The sequence below is a fragment of the Cytobacillus spongiae genome (assembly GCF_021390075.1).
The window spans coordinates 816,662-835,650 of record NZ_CP089997.1 but is presented as its reverse complement, the minus strand read 5'-3'; the positions used below and the strand labels follow the sequence as shown (position 1 = coordinate 835,650).

Genomic DNA, 18,989 nt, shown 5'->3' with positions numbered 1-18,989 from the left:
AAAATCCTATCCTATTTGTATTTTTATCTTACCACTATTAGGCTCTAAAATATATTTTTCTTGGATTTGTTTCTCTTCTGGCTGGAGGGATTGAATAAACTGGGTAAAGTTTTGATGTTGAAATATTTTAAAGGGGAATTCATCATCTAGTGCGTATCTTTGTTCACCAAGAATTAATATATGTGGAAACGGTTTTATAATGATTCCACTATTATACAGATCTACATATCGTTCTATTTTTTCGCGCATTTGCTTTTCAGAATAGATACTTTTTTGCACTTCAATAAAGAAGCCTGTTTTACGATAACGACAATAAATGTCTGGCTCAGCTACTCCTTTGTTTCCATACTTCGGTTCAACCAAAAATGATTCAATGAATCCATGTTTTTTAATTTCCTTGTAAGTATTAAGAATGGCTAAGAAATGACCAATCTTTTGTGAGTTTTTTTTGATCTGAACTTCAGGTCCAAAATAAACATATGGAGCAAATGCCGTTGAACGTTGAATTTCCCCATCTCTAAATAGCCTTAACAAAACATTATTGGCTGCTTGAAGGGGTTTTTTTAATGTAGAAAAATGAAGTTCTGCAATGGAGTCACGATCCATGACGCGAAATTTAGTTAAGTCTTTAATGATAGCTTTATCTCTATTCGTTAACATCATGAAACACATCCTTTTCGTTTAACTGCCTCGGTGTTTCTGTGACATCCTTCGCTGGATTCTTCATAACTATGAAAGGGTTTAAAAGTTCTTTTGCTTTTTCCATGGTTATATAGGGTGCTTGAATTTCATAAAGTTTGTCGCTATTCATAACGAAACGTCCACTAGTATCGATTTTGTGTGCATCAGGAGTATTGACGATTTTAGACTCGACTGCATCACGTAATTGAAACCCCATTGAAGTAGTTAAATTGGCTCGAATAGTGGTATCTAGTACCTTTGCGTTCGGTCTTTGCATGGATAAAATAGCAAACACCCCAAGAGTTCTCCCGATAGCCACAATTTCAGTTAAGATATCCATAATGGTTTCATCTTTCCGAAGCATGACAAATTCATCAATGCAAACGACAATATAAGGACGTTTATGTTTTCCTGGCAGATCATCCACATGACTAACCTCAAATAGCTCTGTTAAATCACTTCGTTCATCTAGCTCTTTTTTGATTGCTGCTAACATCTTTCCTATATCCCTCACGCTGCTATAAACACACTGAACATGTTCTACCTTGCGGAAAATATGAAACTCTGATTTTTTGCAATCTCCTAGAAATAATTCCAACTCATTTGGACTTTTCGTTAATATCAACGACGTTAGTATAGATCGGAGCTGTGTGGACTTCCCACTTCCTGTTTCCCCAGCAATTAAAATGTGTGGTTTGATTGCAAGATCATAGGTAACCCATTCTCCATTTTTACCCTTTCCACAAATAATTCCTAAGCGATGTGGAGTAAGCAATGGAATGATTGTGTTCTTGTTGTAGCTTAAAGAAGTTGGGATATCTTTGTTGTAAATTCTTAACATAAACTTCTTCAATTCTCCTTCCAATTCAATATTTTTTCCGAATACCTGTTGAAAAACAAATTGATTTTTTTTCAATAACTTAGGATCCATTCCATCTGGAATAGTAAAGGTAACTGTTGGATTTTCTTCTCCTGTAATAGAACGAATTTTAGGAAATATAGGACGTTCTAGTTCACCTAAGTATAATTCTCCTGCTTTAAATGCTTTAATCATCTTTTTTCGAATAGACATTTCTTTTTTTATATCAGACCAGAAACTCATCTTAACCACCCCAACATTGCATTAGTTTCAAGGAAGTAGACCCCAGCTGCCATTGCTGCAATAGGAATCAGTATCTTAAGTGTTTTTCCTAGAAAATGAAAGCCTAGATCTTCAAAAATTTTCTCAAGACATACTAATGTAATGGTGATTCCTCCAGCAACTAATATTGTTCCATCAAATAACATTTTCTCACTCCTTTTAATAATTTTAATTTTCTAATTATCAGAAAAATCACCTCCGTTCCTCCCTTATCTTCTTTTTCTTTTCTTGGTTTATACTTTCTTAACAAATTTATTGTTTATTATTTTTTTGCTATGTTTCCCTCGTACTATTGGGGTAGGACTAAACAGTAGCTAATGTGCAGGGAACGGATTTGAAAACAGTAGATTTCATTTAGATAAACATTTTCTACTGTTTCTCCTTCGTGTTATTAGCTTATGTACTATTAGTATCAATCTTGCCTGTCCAACCAAATTTGTTTTGGATATATACAAATTAATTTCACAAAGGAATTATCATACTAGTGGAGAATTGTATTATTGGGTGATTATTATGAAAAGATTAAAAAGTAATATAGGATGGCTAATAGAGAAGTCCCCTTATACGAGAGATTTTTTGAGGAAAAGGTATAATAAGTCTGCAAACACTATATCCAATTGGTGTACTGGAAAAAGTAAACCATCTGCAGATGAATTGTTTGATCTTGCGGAATTATTAGAGGTAAAGGTCGATGATCTATACGAAAGGGAAACTGAATGAATGTCATAATTTCTGTACATTACATCATAGAAGGCACCAGAGGTTTACAACGAGGTAAGTTTGTCATTCGATACAACCAAAATGTAGTTCAACTTGCTTATGATTGGTTTGAATAAATAAGAGCAGAAACTGGACGCAGAAAAATGATATTGGAACAAGTCCTTGTTGATAATGAGAGGGATATAACCGAGGAAGTTGTGAGGTTAGGTAGTATAATACTTGAAGATAATTTGCCGTTTTAGTGAACAGTATTGTCATTTCATAAGTAAAGTTCTATATTCCCCCTACTCAAAGAGTAAGGGGTTATTTTTTTGTTTCGACTTTTGTAAAAATCTAGTAATATAGTATTTGGTAGTAATTAGAAAAGGAGGGAAAAGTAGTGAAAGAAAAAGTAAAAAAACCAATTTATAAAAAATGGTGGTTTTGGGTTGTCATTGTGTTTATTACTATTGGAGCTTTAGGATCTAATGATGAAGAAGTAGCAGAAGAACCAAAAGCAGAAGAAGTTTCTGCAGAACCAGAAGCAGAAAAAACAGATGAAGAAATAAAAGCTGAAGAAGAAGCCGCTGCAAAAGCCAAGGCCGAAGAAGAGGCAAAGGAAAAAGCTGAAAAGGAAAAGGCTGAAGCCGAGGCGAAAATCCCTAGAGAATTTAAGGCAGCATTAGCAAAAGCAGAGTCATATGCTGAAGGTATGCATATGTCAAAGGCAGGTATTTACGACCAATTAACATCAGAATACGGTGAGAACTTCCCAGCAGAAGCAGCTCAATATGCCATTGATAACATTGTATGGGATTGGAAAGAAAATGCACTAAAAAAGGCAAAATCGTATGCAGAGGGTATGAACATGTCTGATTCGGCCGTTTATGACCAATTAATTTCGGAATATGGGGAAAAATTTACCCCGGAAGAAGCCCAATACGCTATCGATAATTTAGAATAAGATTAAAAGCCCCTCTCATTGAGAAGGGCCTTTTTTAAGTACTAAAAATATATGCTTATATTCTGGGTGATTTCTTACAACATCCCCATATGACCCAGTACGCTTTATACTGCTCAGATTATAGGGAAAGCAGTCTGCATGTAATATCTGATCAAAATAAATATCTGTAAGGACTCTGTCATCTTCCCAAAATAACTTCTCACAAACATTGCAACGTGGTTGGATCTTTTCTTTCAAGTTTAACATACTATCCCTCCTCCTTTCTTTTAGGAGAGATTCTATTTAATGGTATAAAATTCCTTTTCGTTCACAAAGTTGTTAGAAAACAACTTAAGCCCTCTCTCGAAAAGAGAAAGGGCTTAATTCTTATTCCTGAACTATATATGTCGGATAACCCTTTTTCTTTAACTCCTCTGCTAATTTATCTGCGTTAGATTTGTCTACGAACGCACCTACTTGTACTTTAAATAGACTTTCCTTTGCTGGTAAAGATGGTTTAGGAGAACTCTCTTTCTTCTTTAAACCATATTGTTGAGCTAAACAGGTTACAATTGCTATTGCCGCTTTCTTTTGATAAGCAACTGTCCGCATCTTCATTGCCTCGTCTTTATTATCCATAAATGCTACTTCAACCAAGATGGCTGTCATATTTGTCTCACGAAGAATATGGAAGTCGGCACTCTTCACCCCGCGATTAGTAAAACCTAAATTCTTCACCAAATTAGCTTGTACCTTACTAGCTAACGCTAAGGCCTCTTTTGGTTTCGAAGTGTATACGTAGGTTTCAGTACCTGTTGCATTACACCATTTTGAACCAACAGCATTATGATGAACGGATACATGCACGTTTGACCCCCAACCATTGACTCGATCAGTACGTTCTTTTAAAGGTACATCTCTTTTCCCGGTTGGATCGTCTACTCTCAAAACAGCTACATTTTCATAATTATTTAATTCAGCCATAATGAATTTAACAATAGCTTGGTTATAGCTCCATTCTCTATAATCATCAGGGGAACGTTTACCTGGCGTATTTTCTCCATGACCGCCTTCTAATGAGATTTTCAACATTACTTACCATCTCCTTTTTCTTTCAAAACAGCAATGATATTGTTTATAGGCCCAAGATTAACACCTAATTTACCACCGTTTTCAGCTAAGCTAATAAATTCAATTATGATATATGCAATAGTTACCCCATCCCCTAAGTGTTGAGTGCCCAGTACAACTTTTTCTAGGAGGTAAACAGACCCAATTAGGATCAATACGTATACTTTCTTCAAAAACCCTCTGCGCCCCACAGAGCTACTTAAACCACCGTTTGCAGCTCCTGCCATTACACCCGTTATATAATCAGCAGCCATCATAATAATTAAAGTGGGAAATGCCCATCCCATTGCGCCAACAATAAGGGACCATATGGATCCTACAGCAGTTCCGACACTTTTAATACCAAAGACAATTTTATTTCCATCCATACCCGTACCTGCTCTCAAATTAAATTAGCCACGATCGGTTCGTAGCCAAACTAAAATTATGCATAAAAAATACACCTACTCATTGAGTGGTGTTGTGTCACTTCATCTTCCAAAAAAAAGAGCCCCTTAGTAAAGAGACTCTAACCCTTCGTATTCATCTATATAAATCCTTATTTTGTAAAGAACTTGTTAGGTATCCATAAGGCAGCCCAGTATGCCTGACTGTATTCAGCTAATTGTGGTACTTTAACAGAAATTACTCCGATTCTACTACTGTGTTCTTTTACTGTAACAATCTGATCTAAAATGAGTCCGTTTTTATCTCTGACCTCAAAACTTATTAGACCATTTGACCCTAAGTCAGGTAAAGAAATTTGAAATTCTTTATTCATGACACTTGTAGTTCCTGTAGACCAGTGGAATTGTTCGGATTCTTTTATAAGAGTTTCAATTTTTTTATTTGTTTTCTCTATACCCTTTTCAATTCCTTTATTAACTGCTGTTTGTACTAGAAAGTATAATGCAACTCCTACAGCTCCAATCAATCCAACAAATATCCCTGCTGCAGAATAAAACCATGAAATATTATTGCTGATATTGTCCTGGAATATACCCATAGAATCCTTTAGTCCCTCAAATTTAACTTCTAATTCGTTTAGTTTTGTTGCTAATTCCTCTACCTTCATAAGTTCCTCCACCTTGTAAAATATTACAAGGCGAGTATATCACTTTGATTAGAAAATAAAAAGTCGGTGCGAAACAAAGCAACATAAATAAGACGATTATTAATAGCGAAATACCATAATGATTTGTTACCCAAGTCATCAAGAACCCACACCTTCCTTATTCATAAATTCTATAAAAAAGCATAAAAAAGCATAAAAAAGCATAAAAAATACACCTCCATCGGTGCGGTAGTTGTGTCGTATTATCTTCCTGTTACGACATTAGATAGTTTGTTCTGTTGGTAAAGGATCTCCGTTACCATCTAACCCTAATGCTTTTAAGTCTGCTTCAACAGATGCTCTAAAAGTTAAAGGTACTTGTTCTAAAGTCCTTCTCTTATTAATAATTAAAGCTACATACATATCAACCATTTGTAGTTCCTCCTTCAATAATAGCTTGTACTTCAGTACGGTATTTTTCAGGTACTTCTTCAATTGAACGGCGACCTTCTTGTACCAAACGAACATACATCTCCACCATCCTAAACACTACCTTTCAAAAGCAATTCTTCATAAATTGTTGCTAAAACTTCAAATTGAATTAGATTATCTTGTTGAATTTGTTGTTCTAGACGTTCAATTTTTTGTTCTAATGTCTCTATTGGTTCCTCTTGAACAGGCTCTATATCGATAAATGTTCCATCCGATTGCATCTTTTGACCAAATTCACCTATATCAGAGCTAAATTCATTTTCAAGCAGTGTACAATTTCCACCTACATATTTAATGCCAATAACAATATCTTTCTCATCCAATGTAATTACTCTCATTCATAGCCCTCCCTTATAAAAACTCAATTACATACCAATATATCTGGGTGGTCGTTCCGGATTGATAAACAGAGAAAGCCACATTTGAGTTTGAATTAAAGTAACCTTGAACAGAAGAACTAGTACTCCAGCCGCTATTCGTTTTATATGAAAATACAAGGAATGTTTTGGCTTGGTTGACAACATCAATATTGGCGCTAGTTCCAGTACTAGATGAACCAATCTGAGATTGACCACTCTGAACCCTTACATTACCTTCAAACTCAATTACCTGCCAAGTTATATAAACTATCGAACTATTTGCATTTCTTTGCAACAATAGATTAGTTGCTGTACTCAAATTACCCATGACTTTATGTTCGTTAATGTTATCGTTTGTTGTTTGGGTAGATACCAATACAAATGACTTTGCGATGTCAACTGTCGTTATAGGAATATTAACGGATAAACTTCCGGCCGAAATCGAAGTATTTCCTTTTTGGACACTCTTAATCCTTATGCCATCTGGAATACTTAAAATCCCTGTGTTCAACTCATTAAATGTTGCCACTTCACCAACCTTTGAGACAGTGCCTTTTTTGCCAATAATGGTAGTCTCGAGTTGGTTTTTTCCATTACTGGCTGACGTAAAAGCCGCATCTGCCCTGTCCATTGCTGTCTTAACAGCTTTAGGTGTAGCAGCTAACAATTCGCTTTCACTGGTAACGCTGCTTGATAATTGAACATGCCCTTTTTGTGTTAAAGACGCATCTTCCGCCGAATGTTCATCAACTTGTTGCTGTAATGCAGTTATCTGATTACTTAAATTACCAGCAATATCACCAGATAATTGACCTTTCACACTATCAAACCAAGTTTGAAATTCCTCTTCGTGTGCTTGAGAAGTATTATTAAACCAAGCTTGATATTGTTCAAATATTTCCGTTGTATCTGCTTGTAACAAACTATTAACTATCCCGCAAAAATTATTATTTAATCGCAAGTCGGTCACAATTGATTGATCTATCGATGTAATCCCTTTGTTTACACTAATATCAGCTATCCCTAGTTCATAGATATCTGCATCCCTTTGTAAAGAAGGGGCAGATGGTGTAGAAGCAAAAATACCCTTTTTAACTTTAGCTTTGATTTCTCTATCAACATAACTTAATTGGATAACTATGCGATCAATTCGATTAAGTACACCGTCAGCTACATCAATGGGCAAAATTAAATCATCTGTATTTTCGTACATTCGCCCGTCAATCCATGCAGCTCCTGCTTTTAATCTAACAGTCATATCTGTATCGTCAGCAATCACTTGGAGATTAGAAGCAATATTGGGAAACACACCATTTGTTACTAACTTTCTAAAATAGTTTACAAAGTCTTCTGCTTTATATTTTCGATCGCCGTTTACACTGTTAAAAATAAAAGATTTTTCCACTTTCTCACCTCATTCTTTGTTGGATTCGATCAATTAGTGTAGGAATATTACTTCCAAAGTTTACTCGAATGTCCACTGTATCGTTTTCGTATACTTCCTCAACTGTTGTTATTCTTGTATTAAGCAAGACACCCCAACGGTCATTTTTTACAGTCACAATATCTCCTAAGTCAAAATCTTGCTTGTAGATTAAATTAGATGTAACAGAGATACCTGAATCAAAAGTTTGTATAGGTTGAGTTTCAGCTAATTTCAATTTCCCTCTTTCTTCAAGTAAAGCTTCATACTCTTCATCATTTAGAATTATTTGAGTACCATCTTCACTTTGAATCGAACTAGACAAATCGCGTGCATCCACAAATAATTCTTTACGCTCAAATCCTCCAAAATTATTATTTATGAACACTAGCTTTCTATCAGCTCCTTCACCTTGCCCAGCTACAATTGCTACATTTCTAAAACCACTATCGCTATCTGTAAATTTCTGTTGATGAACATTCTCAAATTCTAAAGAGAATATTGCTCTTGGATTTTCTGATTGACCGACAGATAAATCTCGACCTTCATAAACATCGAAAATGTAATTTTTATTAGCCAAATCAAAAAGAACTCGCCACCCAGTGTCATACTTTAGTGCGAGTTCTTCTGTTAACTGAGCTAGGTTCCCATAGGAATTAACTTCGTTTGCTAGTTTAGATATACCAATATTCGGCGATAATACTAAGCCAGGAATAACTCGATTTGGATCCGATGGAGTAACTGCGTTTTTATCAATGAAATATTTAATTACCTCTTCCACAGAACCACTTTTATTCATATCGCCAAGAACCGTTCGAATAGATATTATATTGTCAACAAAGTATCCACTCACTGTTAGTATTTCATTTTCCTGTTCATCTAAAATTAGATTTTCTATATAAGCAGCCTCTTCCGGACTATCTTCTTTTACTAAGATATGTCCTTTTTGAAGGAGTTGAATAAGTTGAAAAGTTGTTTCATCATCATTCTCTACACCTTCTGGCAAATTCAAATGAAATTCAAACGTTCCTGTTTTATAAAATTCTCTTCGCCATATAAGAGATATAAAGGTGTCTATAATCCCCAACATTTCAAAGTTTGTGTTAAAAACAAAAATATTCATTTCCTATACCCCTATATATTGTGGCGAGAAATAGATGGATACTTCTAAATTATCTACATTGGTATCAGCGTCATATCGAAACAGATTATCACCGACTTCTAACTGCATAAACTTGCTATTGTGATCAATTGTGTTAAAAGCAATTGTTGTCACACCATTAACAACGGATTCGATTCTTTTCTTCCCTTTATTTGTATTTATTGTTATCACTTCGCCAGCTGTCATTGTTGTATTTAACTTGAAATACTCGCGAGAATTAACATTAAATAATGAAGGGTTTACTACTGTTCCTAAAGCTTTAAATTGTATAATCATTCCTGTTTTTACTTGCCCATAATTTAATACATTAACGATAAGTGACGAAGATCTTCTACCTATTTCTATACCTTCTTCTGGAATTTCTAAAAGGAATTCTAATAAAGGTTCCCAAACAGCAATTTCAACTTTTTGTTGTTCTGTTCCTTTAAAAAATGGACTTCCTGCTGATAATTGTACAAGTACGTCGTGCCATTCTTCATTTACCGTTTCGATTCCTGGAGTGATGGATGGAGTAAGCTCCACGTTCACCTCAATATAGACGCTCCGAACCTCGGTTTTTATTTGTAATTTAATCGGGTTATATATTGGATTAAATACTTTAAACACTTCATCTCTTTTAGATTGAATCCATTCCTCCGATTTACCACTTACTTCAATGTAAAATAATAAAGGGAAATCTCTTCTTTCTATCCGTGAAGATATAGCCGTTGAACCTTGAGTTCGAAAATTTGACCCATAGTTGACATTCACCTTTGCTCCTGTAGTATCAATTTCTTCTTGAATTCTATAAACTCCAGAATTAGAAATGAGCAAGCTGTCTCCGTTTTGGTTTGTACATATTAATTCTTTTACACGCAAATTTGCTCATCTCCTTATTTGGAATGCTGCTTGTTGTAAAGCCAACCTGTTTTGCCTTGCTGTTTCTGATGGTGACAATGGAGTAGGACTCACGATGTTGATATGTTGTTCAATTTTTGATATTCCAGTCCCATTATTGTTGTTACTAACTGCGCCATTTGTATTATTTATTTTTGGGACTGCTGCTTCAGCTAAACGTTCAGAAATGCTAGTAATATTGCCTAATGAGGTTTCCATTCCATCCGCTAAACCAGTTCCAACCATTTGTCCTAGCCACTTTGTTACTCGAGATGGTGAGTGAATATCCAAAGCATCTTTGATGGTTGATTTAATACTATTGGCTATTTCATTTACTTTGTCCCAAACAGCACTTGCCATTGACCCTATTCCGTTAATAAGTCCTTGAATGATATCAATTCCAATTTGTTTTAGATCGATGTTCTTAAAAAACGTTTCTGCTTCAATCCAGATTTCTTGAATCTTTTCTTTGGCTGCTGTCATTTTTTCATGAACAGAAGTTTTTAAGTCTTCAAACTTTTCTTTGACTTTATTTTTTATACCATCAACCAAATCACTAGTAATTGTCTTCGCTGAACTCCAGATTTCTTGAATTTTTAGTTTGACAGCTTCTAAAATAGTTGAGGTAACATATTTTACTTCTGACCATGCTGTACTTATATATCCTTTAATTGTTTCTAAAGCTCCTGAGAATATGAGTTTTATCCCATCCCAGATTCCTCTCAAAGCTTCTTTAATGTTATCGAATATTATTTTTGTGTGTTCTTTTAATCCTTCAAAATCACCTGTCACCAAGTCTACAATCAAAAGGATTGCTCCAAGGAAAATGTTTTTGATAAGGTCCCATACACTCGAAAAGTATTCTTTTAGGCCTTCGAAAATTTGGTATAATCCGTTTTTCATACTCATAAATGATTCTTTAACACTATTGATAAACGGAGTGACTATGGCCATAACCAAATTTACAATAGTATTCCATAATGCTATTGCATTATCTTTCATGCTTGTCCAAGTGTCGATAAAAAACTGTTTTATGCTATCCCAAAGTATTGTTAAAAAATCTTTCATACCATTCCATATCAGAACTGTATACTGCTTTATTTCATCCCAATTTTTATATATTATTATCGCCAAAGTAGTAACTACTGCGATTATAATTCCAATAGGTCCAGTTAGAGCCATCATAGCCGTCCTAATAACATTAAAAACTGGAGCTAACTTTACTGCTAAACCAGCAAGTCCTCCAAATGGTACTAGCAGAGCTCCAATTCCTTGTACCATAAAACCAAGCATTGTTAAGAATGGACCAATGGCTGCAGCAATAAGACCAAATATAATTGCTAAGTTTTGACCAATAGGAGATAGATTCGAAAACCAAGTAGCTACTTTTTCTGCAGCAACCGCTATGGGAGGTAAAACAGAGTTTGCAAAATCAAGAAGCACTTCTCCAATTGGGAGTAGTGTATCTTGTAATTTTCTAAATATAGATGTTAACTTCATCCCAAAGGTTTGTTCTAAAGATTCCCCGGCTCGAGAAGTTGAGCCTTCGAATCCCTCTATGTGATTTTTTGAATTTGCCATTGACGATATTACTTCGGATTCAAGGTCTTCCCATTGTGTACCAAATAAAGCAACTCCTGCTGTGTTTCTTTTTACTGGCTCTTCGATAGCTGTTAATGCTGCTAACGTTGCTTGAAAAGCTTGTTCACCCTTGGTACCACCTTCTGCTATGGCTTCTCCCATTTGTACGGCATCTAGACCAATAGCAGCAAATCCTTCTGCTGTAGTTTTAGTGCCATCTTTTGCTCGAACATTAAACTCTTTTACCGCATCCCCAACTTTATCTAAGTTAAATGCCCCGGCTTCTGCGCCACTGATTAATATATTGAGCATATCTTCCGCTGAATGTCCCATACTTGAAAATTGAGGAGAATATTCTCGTAATGTATCAAGTAATTCATCTGAAAAGTTCCCGCCTTTTTGGAACCCTACAGTCATGAGATCCATGGCTGTCGAAGCATCAATACCGAAGTTCTTCATCATAACAGTAGCTGTGCGTGTTGATTCAACAACATCAACGTTAAAGGTCTTTTCTAAAATTAGAGCCTGTTCAGTTACTTTTGGTAAGGCTTCATCGCTTATTCCTTGTATATTTTGTTTTACAGTAACTAAATGGTTGGTGACTTCTCCAATGTTTTCGCCAAATCCTTTTTCCCAAACAGATTTCGCGAAATCTCTTAATTTCTCGGCTTCTTCTCCAGTAATCCCAAGTTGAGCTTGCATTCGAGCTTGAGCACTATCAAAGTCTGTAGCAACTTTTAACGCACCTACACCTACAGCTGCAATTGCTGGTGTGACAGTAGTTGTTGCTACATTTCCAATGTTTTTCAGTTTTTCACCTGTCTTATTTAGGGAGTTTGATGCTCGACTTGCTACATCAGATTGTTCTGCCAGGTGATCATTTGTCTGAGCAATTTCATTAGCTAGACGTTGTTCGGCTGTTCTAGCAGCTAATAAGTCTCTTGATAACTTATCAACTTCTTTTGAGTTTTCACCATAGACTAACTTAGCTTTTTCAAGTTGTTCTCTCGTTGCAGCTACTTTTTGTCCTGTAATTTCTTGAGCTTGTCTTAAATAATCTAGTTTTGATTGTAATTTATCAGTTTCAGTGCCATTTAATTTCAACTGTTCTTGCTGTAAATTAAACTCTTGACGTAAATTTGAACTTTCAGCCTTCATTTCTTTTATTACTCGATTAAATTCTTGATTAAATGCTCTAAAAGTTACAGCCGCTCCCGTCCCATTGTTCATCTAATTCACCTCCTACTTAGGATTGTTTTTCCAAGCATCAAAGGCCAACTTTCCTGAAATAATTCTTTCCACCGACCGAATAGATTCGTGCCAAAAAGTGTTACTATCAATCCCGTAAACTAATACATATAGAACATATACGTCTTCAACACATTCAATGTTGATAGTCGGTGGTCTTACTTCTTTTTTCCTTTTTTTGTACTCGACTGTAATCCTGCAACAAATTTGTTTGTTTCTTTTGATATTGCACTTGTTACTTGTTGCAAATAAATCATTGCGGTGTCTTCAAATTTGTAATGGTATTTTTTCAAAAACTTGTCGAAATCCATATCAAGCGTTGGATTAGCTCCTATACAACCTAAATAAATTATCTTTTGCATTTCTACTTCATCAAGACTATTTAAAACTTCGCTTCCGACAGTTCCTTCAGCAATTCCATCAATCCCTTGAAGTTTTAGTAAATCCGCTGCAAGTGAACTTTTCATCATTCCGAGATCCTTGCCAACTTTTAATGCATAGTTTGTTAAAAAACATGGTATTTTGATTTCATTTTTGTAGACAGGTTTGAACTCGCCATCAACTTCTACAATTTCCATATCTTTTAATTCAATTATTTCTACAGCCATTTTGATACCTCCATTTGAGAAATAAAAAAAGAGCTCCTATATCTTATAGAAGCTCTCTAGTAAATTATTAAACTGTTGGCACTTGTATTAATGAAGGTGTAAATTCTGTGTGCCATTGTTCTGCGACAGTAGGATCATCAAGCTCATCTACTAATGTTTCGTAATAAAAGTTTCCAAGTGAATCCGCTAATCCTGTAAATTCTATTTCCAACATAGCCACTTCATCAGAACCGTTTTCGATTGCGATTTTAAACCCTGTAGAATTAGAACAGTTACTAAAAGCTATAAGTTTTACAACGTCTTCAAATTCATCAATTACATCCGCTGTAAATACAAAACTTTTCCCCTTTGACATGCTACCATATGCCCAAATACCAGGCTTTAATTTGTCATTAGACAAACCAAAGTAATCACGAGCAACTTGTACTGGAATATGAGCATTAACTTTCATGTTCATTTTTGTTGGTTTAGTAATCTTTTTCACTTCGACTCCAGCACATTTTTTCACAATTTCTATCGCTTCTGTTTCCCCTTCGATATCTCCCACACAACCAAATTTTGTCCCAGTGTTTTTTGTAGCGCCATCGAAAAATTGAACACTTGCATTCTTAATGGCAACTGAATCAAATTCTGTAATTGTTATTGTCATTTACAATTCCTCCCTAAAAAAATCATCAATGCGATTAGATAAAATCTCTAATATTTGAGGTAGAGCATTTTCTAAGCCTCTTTCCATGAAGTGTTGTTCAACTAAGTTATGAACACCTCTTCCTTCATTCGGAAATACTAAGTAACCAAAGCTTCCTTTCTTATTTGCTGCTCCGCCTTTTGCCTTAATTGTGAAACCAAGATTATGTTTTTCACTCTTAGACCACTTACTAAATTTCGCATGATTTTTGGAACGTGTTTTGTTTTTCCAACGTGATACAGGAATTAATTTTGTGATTTCTTCTGTTGCTAATTTAATTCCTTCATTATGCAGCACATCATTTATTACTTCTTCTATGTTTCCTGGTAAACGAGATAACTTTTCCTCTAAAATACTTAATTGTTCAAAGTCTATATTAAATTCAGCACTCAATTGGAACCAGCCTTTTAAAAGTAAGTGTTACTCTGTCCATGTAACGGTCTGTATCTTTCATTTGCAGACGCTCTTTTCTTGATCTTATAAAAGATACTGCCTTTACTTTAATTATGGAGGATATAATATCAATTGTTTGTTCGTCCACATTGTCTTGATTTTCAGAATGATAATAAACGTAAATGTTTTGTGATAACCGTTTAGTATCTGAGGTAGGTTGGAAATCGCTTGTTTCATAAACAAAGAAGTTGTAGCCATTAACATCTAAAGACTCCTCTTCATTTTCGCTCGGCTCATCCTCATAAATTGGAATACCAAATTTCGAATTTAGGTTTTGGACAATGTTTTCTATTTGTTCACGCATAAATGTTTTTGTTTTTTCATTCATTGCTTACACCTACTCTTTGTAAATAGAAGAATAGACTTGTTTTCATCTGATCATAATCAACATTGATAACATCGTACTCATACCCTCTTAGAATTACAGTTAACTTATTCTTATTTAAATCTCTAAAAGAAGGTGGAAATGGTGTTTTAATTTTCAAATCTAAGCTTGCGCCTTTTAGGCCTGCCATTTGAAAGTCACTATCTCTACAAGAAATTTCTTTAAAAGCAAGTGTGCCGATTGATTCAAATGTTTCACCTATTCTTTTTCCGGTAGATGTTCTAGTTGTACTCTTTCTACCGTAATTAATAAAACCATCATTATATGTCTCACGATACGGTTTCATCGACAATAATTACACCAACTTTCCCTATTGCCACTTCCAAAATAAGACGAGATAATTCACTTTTAAAGTTTTTTTCAAATTCATCAGCCGCATTGTTGTATACATAACGGCATCTCTCAAGGAGAAGTTCTGCTGGCCATTGTTCATTAACGAAGTCAAAAGAAGACGCGCCTGTTAAATGTAATAAGTACGCCTCTGATTTTTTTATTATTTTTTCGAGCTCCGTATCTTCTTCTACCCAAGTGATACGGAGCTTTCCTTTTAGTTCCTTAACAAGAGAAGTAAGTATGGATTGTTCCATGTTCTCCCTACTCTCTACCTAAAATTAGATCAATGAGGTCTTCCTTTACAGCGTTTGATTTATATTCAATGCCTTTGCTTTCTAAATATGTTTTGAGCGTTTCATTTTTTACCTCTTTTAACTCATCAGCTGTTAGAGTTGATAAGTCTTTATCTACCTCTTTAATGCTGCTTTCCTCATCAGAAGAAATAAACGCTTTTTTATATTTTTTATGAACTGCTAGCAAATGCTTAATACGGTCAGAATCAGTTTCATATCCATTTTTCGGATATGCTTCTCCCTTTTTATAAAGAACTTCATGTTCAACATCTTGGAATGTATTTAAAACTGTATACATTTTCATCTTGAATCAACTCCTTTTAATCTCTTATACAACAGGAACACCAATTTGGCTGATATCGAACACAGTAAAAGAATCTGGATCTAATGGACGTCCATTTGCAAGTTGGCGAACTAAGTATAGTCGTTGGTCCTCAATCATTCTTAAAACATCTGTAGTTTCAAGTTTTTGTTCAGCTGCTACACCCATAAAATAATCTTTGGGTTTACCTGAAATCATACGATCTAATGGAACCGCAGGGGATTGAATAATTTCAAGTCCAGGAATTGAAAAATTATTGTATGTCCACGTCCCGTCGTCTTTTTGTTTCGCTCCAAGTGCAAAGAATTTAACAGCATAGTCCATAGGATTCACAATTAAAGTAACACCTGTATAACGACGAGTACCATTTTTAGTTGTTGGTGCAAGAATCTCTTCACCAATAGTTTTTGGTGTGAAATCTGTTAATACTACTGGAGTCTTTTCTGGATATACTCCATTGGTAACAGAACCTTCTAAATCACGGATCATTCCAATAGGTTTTTTATTTCCGTCACCATTAACAATTACATTCTCCAATTCATCCGCTACTACTTCAGCCATAAAAGTGCGAACGTAACGATCTAACCACTCTGGTCCAAGCTCAAACATTGCTTTAGAAACAACTAAGAATCCGCTTAATTTATACATACCTTGTTCAACAGTACGGAATCCCTCATCTAACATTTCTTGAATGGCTGCAGTAACATCTCCCCAGAAAGCAACTGGATTACCTGGTTTTCTTAAAACCCATGCAGTAGTAGCCCCCGTACGTTGGAAGTTCACTCGTGATAATAAAGGATGCTCTTTCTCTAAGTCTTCAAAAACTCGCTCAAACACCGTTGGAGGCATTAGCTTAATTACTTCATCAAATGAGTTAGCTTCAATAGCAGCATTGTAAAATTTCTTTTCTTCCGTCGTCAGAACACGAACACCACGAGATGCTAAAACCTGCGCATCCCAATTTTCTGCATCTGCTTGTCTCGCTTCCTTAATAACTGTGTTCATCATGTCTTGAAAATGAAGCATATTATCTTCGAAGTTTGCAACAATGTTCTCGGCTACAACTTTCGCATCTCCATTTTCAAAAGCTTCTTGCATAGCTTTCACTTGATCTTCTTTGTTTTCAATGACAGGCTTTTTATCTAGGTTTTTAATACCTGCAAAAAATTGAATATTTAAGTTTAACCACTTTGGTTTTGTTTCTACTTTCATCTTGTTCCCTCCAATTTTTAATCAAAATAAAAAACGCCTAATTTTTATTGGCGTTTGAATCGATTTAATACATTATTTGATTTTGCACCAGGCTCTTTTTTTGCTCTAAAACGTTCAAGAATTGAATTTTTGAAGTCTTCTGGGTCAGTTTGTTCTCTAGTGCTATCTTCATTAACTTTATCTGCAAGACCGATTTCTACAGCTTCAGTTGAAGTAAACCAAGTTTCATTGATAATCATCGTATCAATTTCAGAACGTTCACCTTGATATCGAGTCATATAGATATCTGCGATTGATTTATCGATGCCTTCAAGTGCATTTAACGTTTTCTTAATATCTGTCTTATTCCCCCAAGCAAAAGTTGAACCTTCATGAATCATAAGCATTGAACCTGTATTCATGATTAATTCATCAGCTGCCATCGCGATAATAGATGCAGCACTTGCAGCAATGCCATCAACAAAAACAGTTACATTAGCTTTGTGGTTTTTTAATTGATTGTAGATAGCAATACCATCAAACACATCTCCACCATAGCTATTAATATGAACTTCAATATTGCTGGAAATGATATCATTTAAAAGATTTTCTATATCGGTTGCAGTGATATAATCACCCCACCACGACTCCCCTATATCACCATAAATTGTGATTTTGTGTGTATCATCATTCAGAGCTTCGGCTTTAAAAACTTTATCAATCTTAGGAAGTGTATTAAATTTATCGTTTTTAAATCGCCGATTTCTCATTCTTTTTGTCATCTTGTTTCACCCCCTTCCAATGTACTTACATCTTGATAATTCTTGGTAACAAATCGTTTTTGTGACCACTCAGTATTTTGAGGCTCTTTACCAAGCATGATTAATATGTCATCTATACATAACCCACCTACGGCAAATAACTTGTCTACCGCTGTAGCAAGTTGCGTAATGTCCACTATTTTTAATTGACTCGTATCAACTTTCATATAAGTTCTCTTTAAATAGTCGCTCTTTTCATACATCTTTCTATTAATCTCATCTTCCAACAACTTTGCTATTGGTTTAATGCAGAACATTAAGAAACCATCGATAAGTTTTTCGATATCTGCAATGTCTCCCCTTAAAAGGCCTTTTGGTACATGGAAAGACATAGATACAAAATCAATAATGTCATTTACTAATTCTCTAATATCCCGACTTGTCCCGTTATTCCCGGCATTTCCTTTTTGACCATCACTCATATCTTCCATTTCAATTCCATCCTGAATCTGAAAAACAGAACCTTCTTTATCAGGATCAAACCAATTTTTCATCTGATTTTCAAATAATTCGTCAATTTCTTTTTGTGTTTCATCATCTTGACCTCTTAAGAACTCACCTTTTAATTTATACCTCTTGTTGTTTTTACGCTTATAATAATTCATGCCAGATGAAATTAATTTGCCATAATCATTATAAAGCGAGTTAATAACTTCCATAATGTTTCGGTCATTCAGCTTGAAATATAAAACATCTGATTCGATATAACTCTTATTAAGTTTAAAGTCTTTTACAACAATGTCTGTATAAACATTTTCTTTAAATGCGAATTCTTTCTTGGTGAATTCATCAGCAATGTAAAGTTGATCATTTTGCATAATGACTAAACACTCATTGTTGTTCATTAAGTGATTAATGACACTATGCCAGAATTCAGATGCGTTTTGATTTTGATTAGGTTCAACATTTAATAAATAATAGTTTTCAGCTCGTTTTTCTACACCTTGTTCAAAAGTTTGAAAGTTACACCTAGTTATGGTGTTAGCAATCAAGTCTATGCAAGATTCTATTGCAAGCCTTTTATAATACGTTTTAACACTTAGTTCAAAATAAGAGTCTAAACTGACTACTTTATTAGAGCCGATAATATTGCGAAACCAATCAGTAAAACCCATTTCCCTCACCT

25 protein-coding genes are annotated in these 18,989 nt (G+C 34.8%); 2 read left to right on the top strand and 23 right to left on the bottom strand.

Features of this window, described 5'->3' with window-relative positions; all coding sequences use genetic code 11:
- Window positions 1–6: 6 nt before the first annotated feature.
- Genes LS684_RS04480 through LS684_RS04470 form a run of 3 tightly spaced genes read right to left on the bottom strand, consistent with a single transcriptional unit; the run spans window position 7 to window position 1,968 of the window.
- Window positions 7–663: a hypothetical protein gene (locus tag LS684_RS04480; RefSeq protein ID WP_233810309.1), complete on the bottom strand. Its 657-nt coding sequence runs from the start codon at window positions 661–663 to the stop codon at window positions 7–9.
- Window positions 647–1,783: an FtsK/SpoIIIE domain-containing protein gene (locus LS684_RS04475; protein ID WP_233810307.1), complete on the bottom strand. Its 1,137-nt coding sequence runs from the start codon at window positions 1,781–1,783 to the stop codon at window positions 647–649. Before LS684_RS04475 ends, LS684_RS04480 begins: the two co-directional genes overlap by 17 nt.
- The gene (locus LS684_RS04470) at window positions 1,780–1,968 is read right to left on the bottom strand and encodes a hypothetical protein (protein ID WP_233810305.1); all 189 of its coding nucleotides are present in this window, start codon (window positions 1,966–1,968) and stop codon (window positions 1,780–1,782) included. The genes LS684_RS04475 and LS684_RS04470 overlap by 4 nt, the downstream gene beginning before the upstream one ends.
- Window positions 1,969–2,335: 367 nt before the next feature.
- Between LS684_RS04470 and LS684_RS04465 the strand changes: the two genes are divergently transcribed.
- Window positions 2,336–2,542, top strand: coding sequence for a helix-turn-helix transcriptional regulator (locus LS684_RS04465; RefSeq protein WP_233810303.1), 207 nt, complete (start codon window positions 2,336–2,338; stop codon window positions 2,540–2,542).
- Window positions 2,543–2,921: 379 nt separating this feature from the next.
- Window positions 2,922–3,485 (top strand): Ltp family lipoprotein, encoded by a 564-nt coding sequence (locus LS684_RS04460; RefSeq protein WP_233810301.1) that lies wholly within the window; start codon window positions 2,922–2,924, stop codon window positions 3,483–3,485.
- Window positions 3,486–3,851: 366 nt separating this feature from the next.
- Here LS684_RS04460 and LS684_RS04455 read toward each other — a convergent pair whose 3' ends face one another.
- The 20 genes from LS684_RS04455 to LS684_RS04365 all read right to left on the bottom strand — a co-directional run bounded on the left by LS684_RS04455 (window position 3,852) and on the right by LS684_RS04365 (window position 18,978).
- Window positions 3,852–4,556 carry an N-acetylmuramoyl-L-alanine amidase gene (locus LS684_RS04455; RefSeq protein ID WP_233810299.1) on the bottom strand — a complete coding sequence of 235 codons (705 nt, stop codon included), beginning with the start codon at window positions 4,554–4,556 and terminating at the stop codon, window positions 3,852–3,854.
- Complete coding sequence (locus tag LS684_RS04450; protein ID WP_233810297.1) at window positions 4,556–4,963, bottom strand: phage holin family protein; 408 nt, start codon at window positions 4,961–4,963, stop codon at window positions 4,556–4,558. The genes LS684_RS04455 and LS684_RS04450 overlap by 1 nt, the downstream gene beginning before the upstream one ends.
- 170 nt (window positions 4,964–5,133) lie before the next feature.
- Window positions 5,134–5,649 carry a hypothetical protein gene (locus LS684_RS04445; RefSeq protein ID WP_233810295.1) on the bottom strand — a complete coding sequence of 172 codons (516 nt, stop codon included), beginning with the start codon at window positions 5,647–5,649 and terminating at the stop codon, window positions 5,134–5,136.
- Window positions 5,650–5,910: 261 nt separating this feature from the next.
- Window positions 5,911–6,060, bottom strand: a complete 150-nt coding sequence (locus LS684_RS04440; RefSeq protein ID WP_233810293.1) for a CD1375 family protein — start codon at window positions 6,058–6,060, stop codon at window positions 5,911–5,913.
- A complete protein-coding gene (locus tag LS684_RS24085; RefSeq protein WP_267930367.1) occupies window positions 6,053–6,169 on the bottom strand; it encodes a CD1375 family protein in 117 nt (38 codons plus the stop codon). Before LS684_RS24085 ends, LS684_RS04440 begins: the two co-directional genes overlap by 8 nt.
- A 1-nt stretch (window position 6,170) precedes the next feature.
- Window positions 6,171–6,458, bottom strand: coding sequence for a hypothetical protein (locus LS684_RS04435; protein WP_233810291.1), 288 nt, complete (start codon window positions 6,456–6,458; stop codon window positions 6,171–6,173).
- Window positions 6,459–6,471: 13 nt separating this feature from the next.
- Entirely contained in the window at window positions 6,472–7,884 is a 1,413-nt protein-coding gene (locus tag LS684_RS04430; protein WP_233810289.1) for a tail fiber protein, read from the bottom strand.
- 4 nt (window positions 7,885–7,888) lie between these two features.
- On the bottom strand, window positions 7,889–9,025 hold the full coding sequence (locus tag LS684_RS04425; RefSeq protein WP_233810287.1) for a siphovirus ReqiPepy6 Gp37-like family protein: 1,137 nt from the start codon (window positions 9,023–9,025) through the stop codon (window positions 7,889–7,891).
- A gap of 3 nt (window positions 9,026–9,028) precedes the next feature.
- The gene (locus tag LS684_RS04420; RefSeq protein WP_233810285.1) at window positions 9,029–9,922 is read right to left on the bottom strand and encodes a phage distal tail protein; all 894 of its coding nucleotides are present in this window, start codon (window positions 9,920–9,922) and stop codon (window positions 9,029–9,031) included.
- A gap of 6 nt (window positions 9,923–9,928) precedes the next feature.
- The gene (locus LS684_RS04415; RefSeq protein WP_233810283.1) at window positions 9,929–12,751 is read right to left on the bottom strand and encodes a phage tail tape measure protein; all 2,823 of its coding nucleotides are present in this window, start codon (window positions 12,749–12,751) and stop codon (window positions 9,929–9,931) included.
- A 176-nt stretch (window positions 12,752–12,927) separates the two neighbouring features.
- The gene (locus tag LS684_RS04410; RefSeq protein WP_233810281.1) at window positions 12,928–13,377 is read right to left on the bottom strand and encodes a hypothetical protein; all 450 of its coding nucleotides are present in this window, start codon (window positions 13,375–13,377) and stop codon (window positions 12,928–12,930) included.
- Window positions 13,378–13,444: 67 nt separating this feature from the next.
- Window positions 13,445–14,026, bottom strand: a complete 582-nt coding sequence (locus LS684_RS04405; protein WP_233810279.1) for a phage tail protein — start codon at window positions 14,024–14,026, stop codon at window positions 13,445–13,447.
- Window positions 14,027–14,458: a hypothetical protein gene (locus tag LS684_RS04400; RefSeq protein WP_233810277.1), complete on the bottom strand. Its 432-nt coding sequence runs from the start codon at window positions 14,456–14,458 to the stop codon at window positions 14,027–14,029.
- Window positions 14,448–14,846: a hypothetical protein gene (locus LS684_RS04395; RefSeq protein WP_233810275.1), complete on the bottom strand. Its 399-nt coding sequence runs from the start codon at window positions 14,844–14,846 to the stop codon at window positions 14,448–14,450. Before LS684_RS04395 ends, LS684_RS04400 begins: the two co-directional genes overlap by 11 nt.
- Window positions 14,839–15,189 (bottom strand): phage head closure protein, encoded by a 351-nt coding sequence (locus LS684_RS04390; protein ID WP_233810273.1) that lies wholly within the window; start codon window positions 15,187–15,189, stop codon window positions 14,839–14,841. The genes LS684_RS04395 and LS684_RS04390 overlap by 8 nt, the downstream gene beginning before the upstream one ends.
- Window positions 15,173–15,490 (bottom strand): hypothetical protein, encoded by a 318-nt coding sequence (locus LS684_RS04385; protein WP_233810271.1) that lies wholly within the window; start codon window positions 15,488–15,490, stop codon window positions 15,173–15,175. Before LS684_RS04385 ends, LS684_RS04390 begins: the two co-directional genes overlap by 17 nt.
- Window positions 15,491–15,497: 7 nt before the next feature.
- On the bottom strand, window positions 15,498–15,833 hold the full coding sequence (locus LS684_RS04380; protein WP_233810269.1) for a hypothetical protein: 336 nt from the start codon (window positions 15,831–15,833) through the stop codon (window positions 15,498–15,500).
- Window positions 15,834–15,857: 24 nt separating this feature from the next.
- Window positions 15,858–17,063, bottom strand: coding sequence for a phage major capsid protein (locus LS684_RS04375; RefSeq protein ID WP_233810267.1), 1,206 nt, complete (start codon window positions 17,061–17,063; stop codon window positions 15,858–15,860).
- A gap of 44 nt (window positions 17,064–17,107) precedes the next feature.
- The gene (locus tag LS684_RS04370; RefSeq protein ID WP_233810265.1) at window positions 17,108–17,824 is read right to left on the bottom strand and encodes a head maturation protease, ClpP-related; all 717 of its coding nucleotides are present in this window, start codon (window positions 17,822–17,824) and stop codon (window positions 17,108–17,110) included.
- Window positions 17,821–18,978 carry a phage portal protein gene (locus LS684_RS04365; protein WP_233810263.1) on the bottom strand — a complete coding sequence of 386 codons (1,158 nt, stop codon included), beginning with the start codon at window positions 18,976–18,978 and terminating at the stop codon, window positions 17,821–17,823. Before LS684_RS04365 ends, LS684_RS04370 begins: the two co-directional genes overlap by 4 nt.
- Between the last annotated feature and the right edge of the window lie 11 nt (window positions 18,979–18,989).

Bases quoted from the DNA above. Each gene is read 5' to 3' on its own strand.
- LS684_RS04470 (WP_233810305.1), bottom strand. From the start codon at position 1,968: ATGTTATTTGATGGAACAATATTAGTTGCTGGAGGAATCACCATTACA.
- LS684_RS04475 (WP_233810307.1), bottom strand. From the start codon at position 1,783: ATGAGTTTCTGGTCTGATATAAAAAAAGAAATGTCTATTCGAAAAAAG.
- LS684_RS04415 (WP_233810283.1), bottom strand. From the start codon at position 12,751: ATGAACAATGGGACGGGAGCGGCTGTAACTTTTAGAGCATTTAATCAA.
- LS684_RS04370 (WP_233810265.1), bottom strand. From the start codon at position 17,824: ATGACAAAAAGAATGAGAAATCGGCGATTTAAAAACGATAAATTTAAT.
- LS684_RS04480 (WP_233810309.1), bottom strand. From the start codon at position 663: ATGATGTTAACGAATAGAGATAAAGCTATCATTAAAGACTTAACTAAA.
- LS684_RS04425 (WP_233810287.1), bottom strand. From the start codon at position 9,025: ATGAATATTTTTGTTTTTAACACAAACTTTGAAATGTTGGGGATTATA.
- LS684_RS04385 (WP_233810271.1), bottom strand. From the start codon at position 15,490: ATGGAACAATCCATACTTACTTCTCTTGTTAAGGAACTAAAAGGAAAG.
- LS684_RS04390 (WP_233810273.1), bottom strand. From the start codon at position 15,189: ATGAAACCGTATCGTGAGACATATAATGATGGTTTTATTAATTACGGT.
- LS684_RS04365 (WP_233810263.1), bottom strand. From the start codon at position 18,978: ATGGGTTTTACTGATTGGTTTCGCAATATTATCGGCTCTAATAAAGTA.
- LS684_RS04450 (WP_233810297.1), bottom strand. From the start codon at position 4,963: ATGGATGGAAATAAAATTGTCTTTGGTATTAAAAGTGTCGGAACTGCT.
- LS684_RS04395 (WP_233810275.1), bottom strand. From the start codon at position 14,846: ATGAATGAAAAAACAAAAACATTTATGCGTGAACAAATAGAAAACATT.
- LS684_RS04405 (WP_233810279.1), bottom strand. From the start codon at position 14,026: ATGACAATAACAATTACAGAATTTGATTCAGTTGCCATTAAGAATGCA.
- LS684_RS04465 (WP_233810303.1), top strand. From the start codon at position 2,336: ATGAAAAGATTAAAAAGTAATATAGGATGGCTAATAGAGAAGTCCCCT.
- LS684_RS04375 (WP_233810267.1), bottom strand. From the start codon at position 17,063: ATGAAAGTAGAAACAAAACCAAAGTGGTTAAACTTAAATATTCAATTT.
- LS684_RS04380 (WP_233810269.1), bottom strand. From the start codon at position 15,833: ATGAAAATGTATACAGTTTTAAATACATTCCAAGATGTTGAACATGAA.
- LS684_RS04440 (WP_233810293.1), bottom strand. From the start codon at position 6,060: ATGGTTGATATGTATGTAGCTTTAATTATTAATAAGAGAAGGACTTTA.
- LS684_RS04435 (WP_233810291.1), bottom strand. From the start codon at position 6,458: ATGAGAGTAATTACATTGGATGAGAAAGATATTGTTATTGGCATTAAA.
- LS684_RS04445 (WP_233810295.1), bottom strand. From the start codon at position 5,649: ATGAAGGTAGAGGAATTAGCAACAAAACTAAACGAATTAGAAGTTAAA.
- LS684_RS04410 (WP_233810281.1), bottom strand. From the start codon at position 13,377: ATGGCTGTAGAAATAATTGAATTAAAAGATATGGAAATTGTAGAAGTT.
- LS684_RS24085 (WP_267930367.1), bottom strand. From the start codon at position 6,169: ATGGTGGAGATGTATGTTCGTTTGGTACAAGAAGGTCGCCGTTCAATT.
- LS684_RS04455 (WP_233810299.1), bottom strand. From the start codon at position 4,556: ATGTTGAAAATCTCATTAGAAGGCGGTCATGGAGAAAATACGCCAGGT.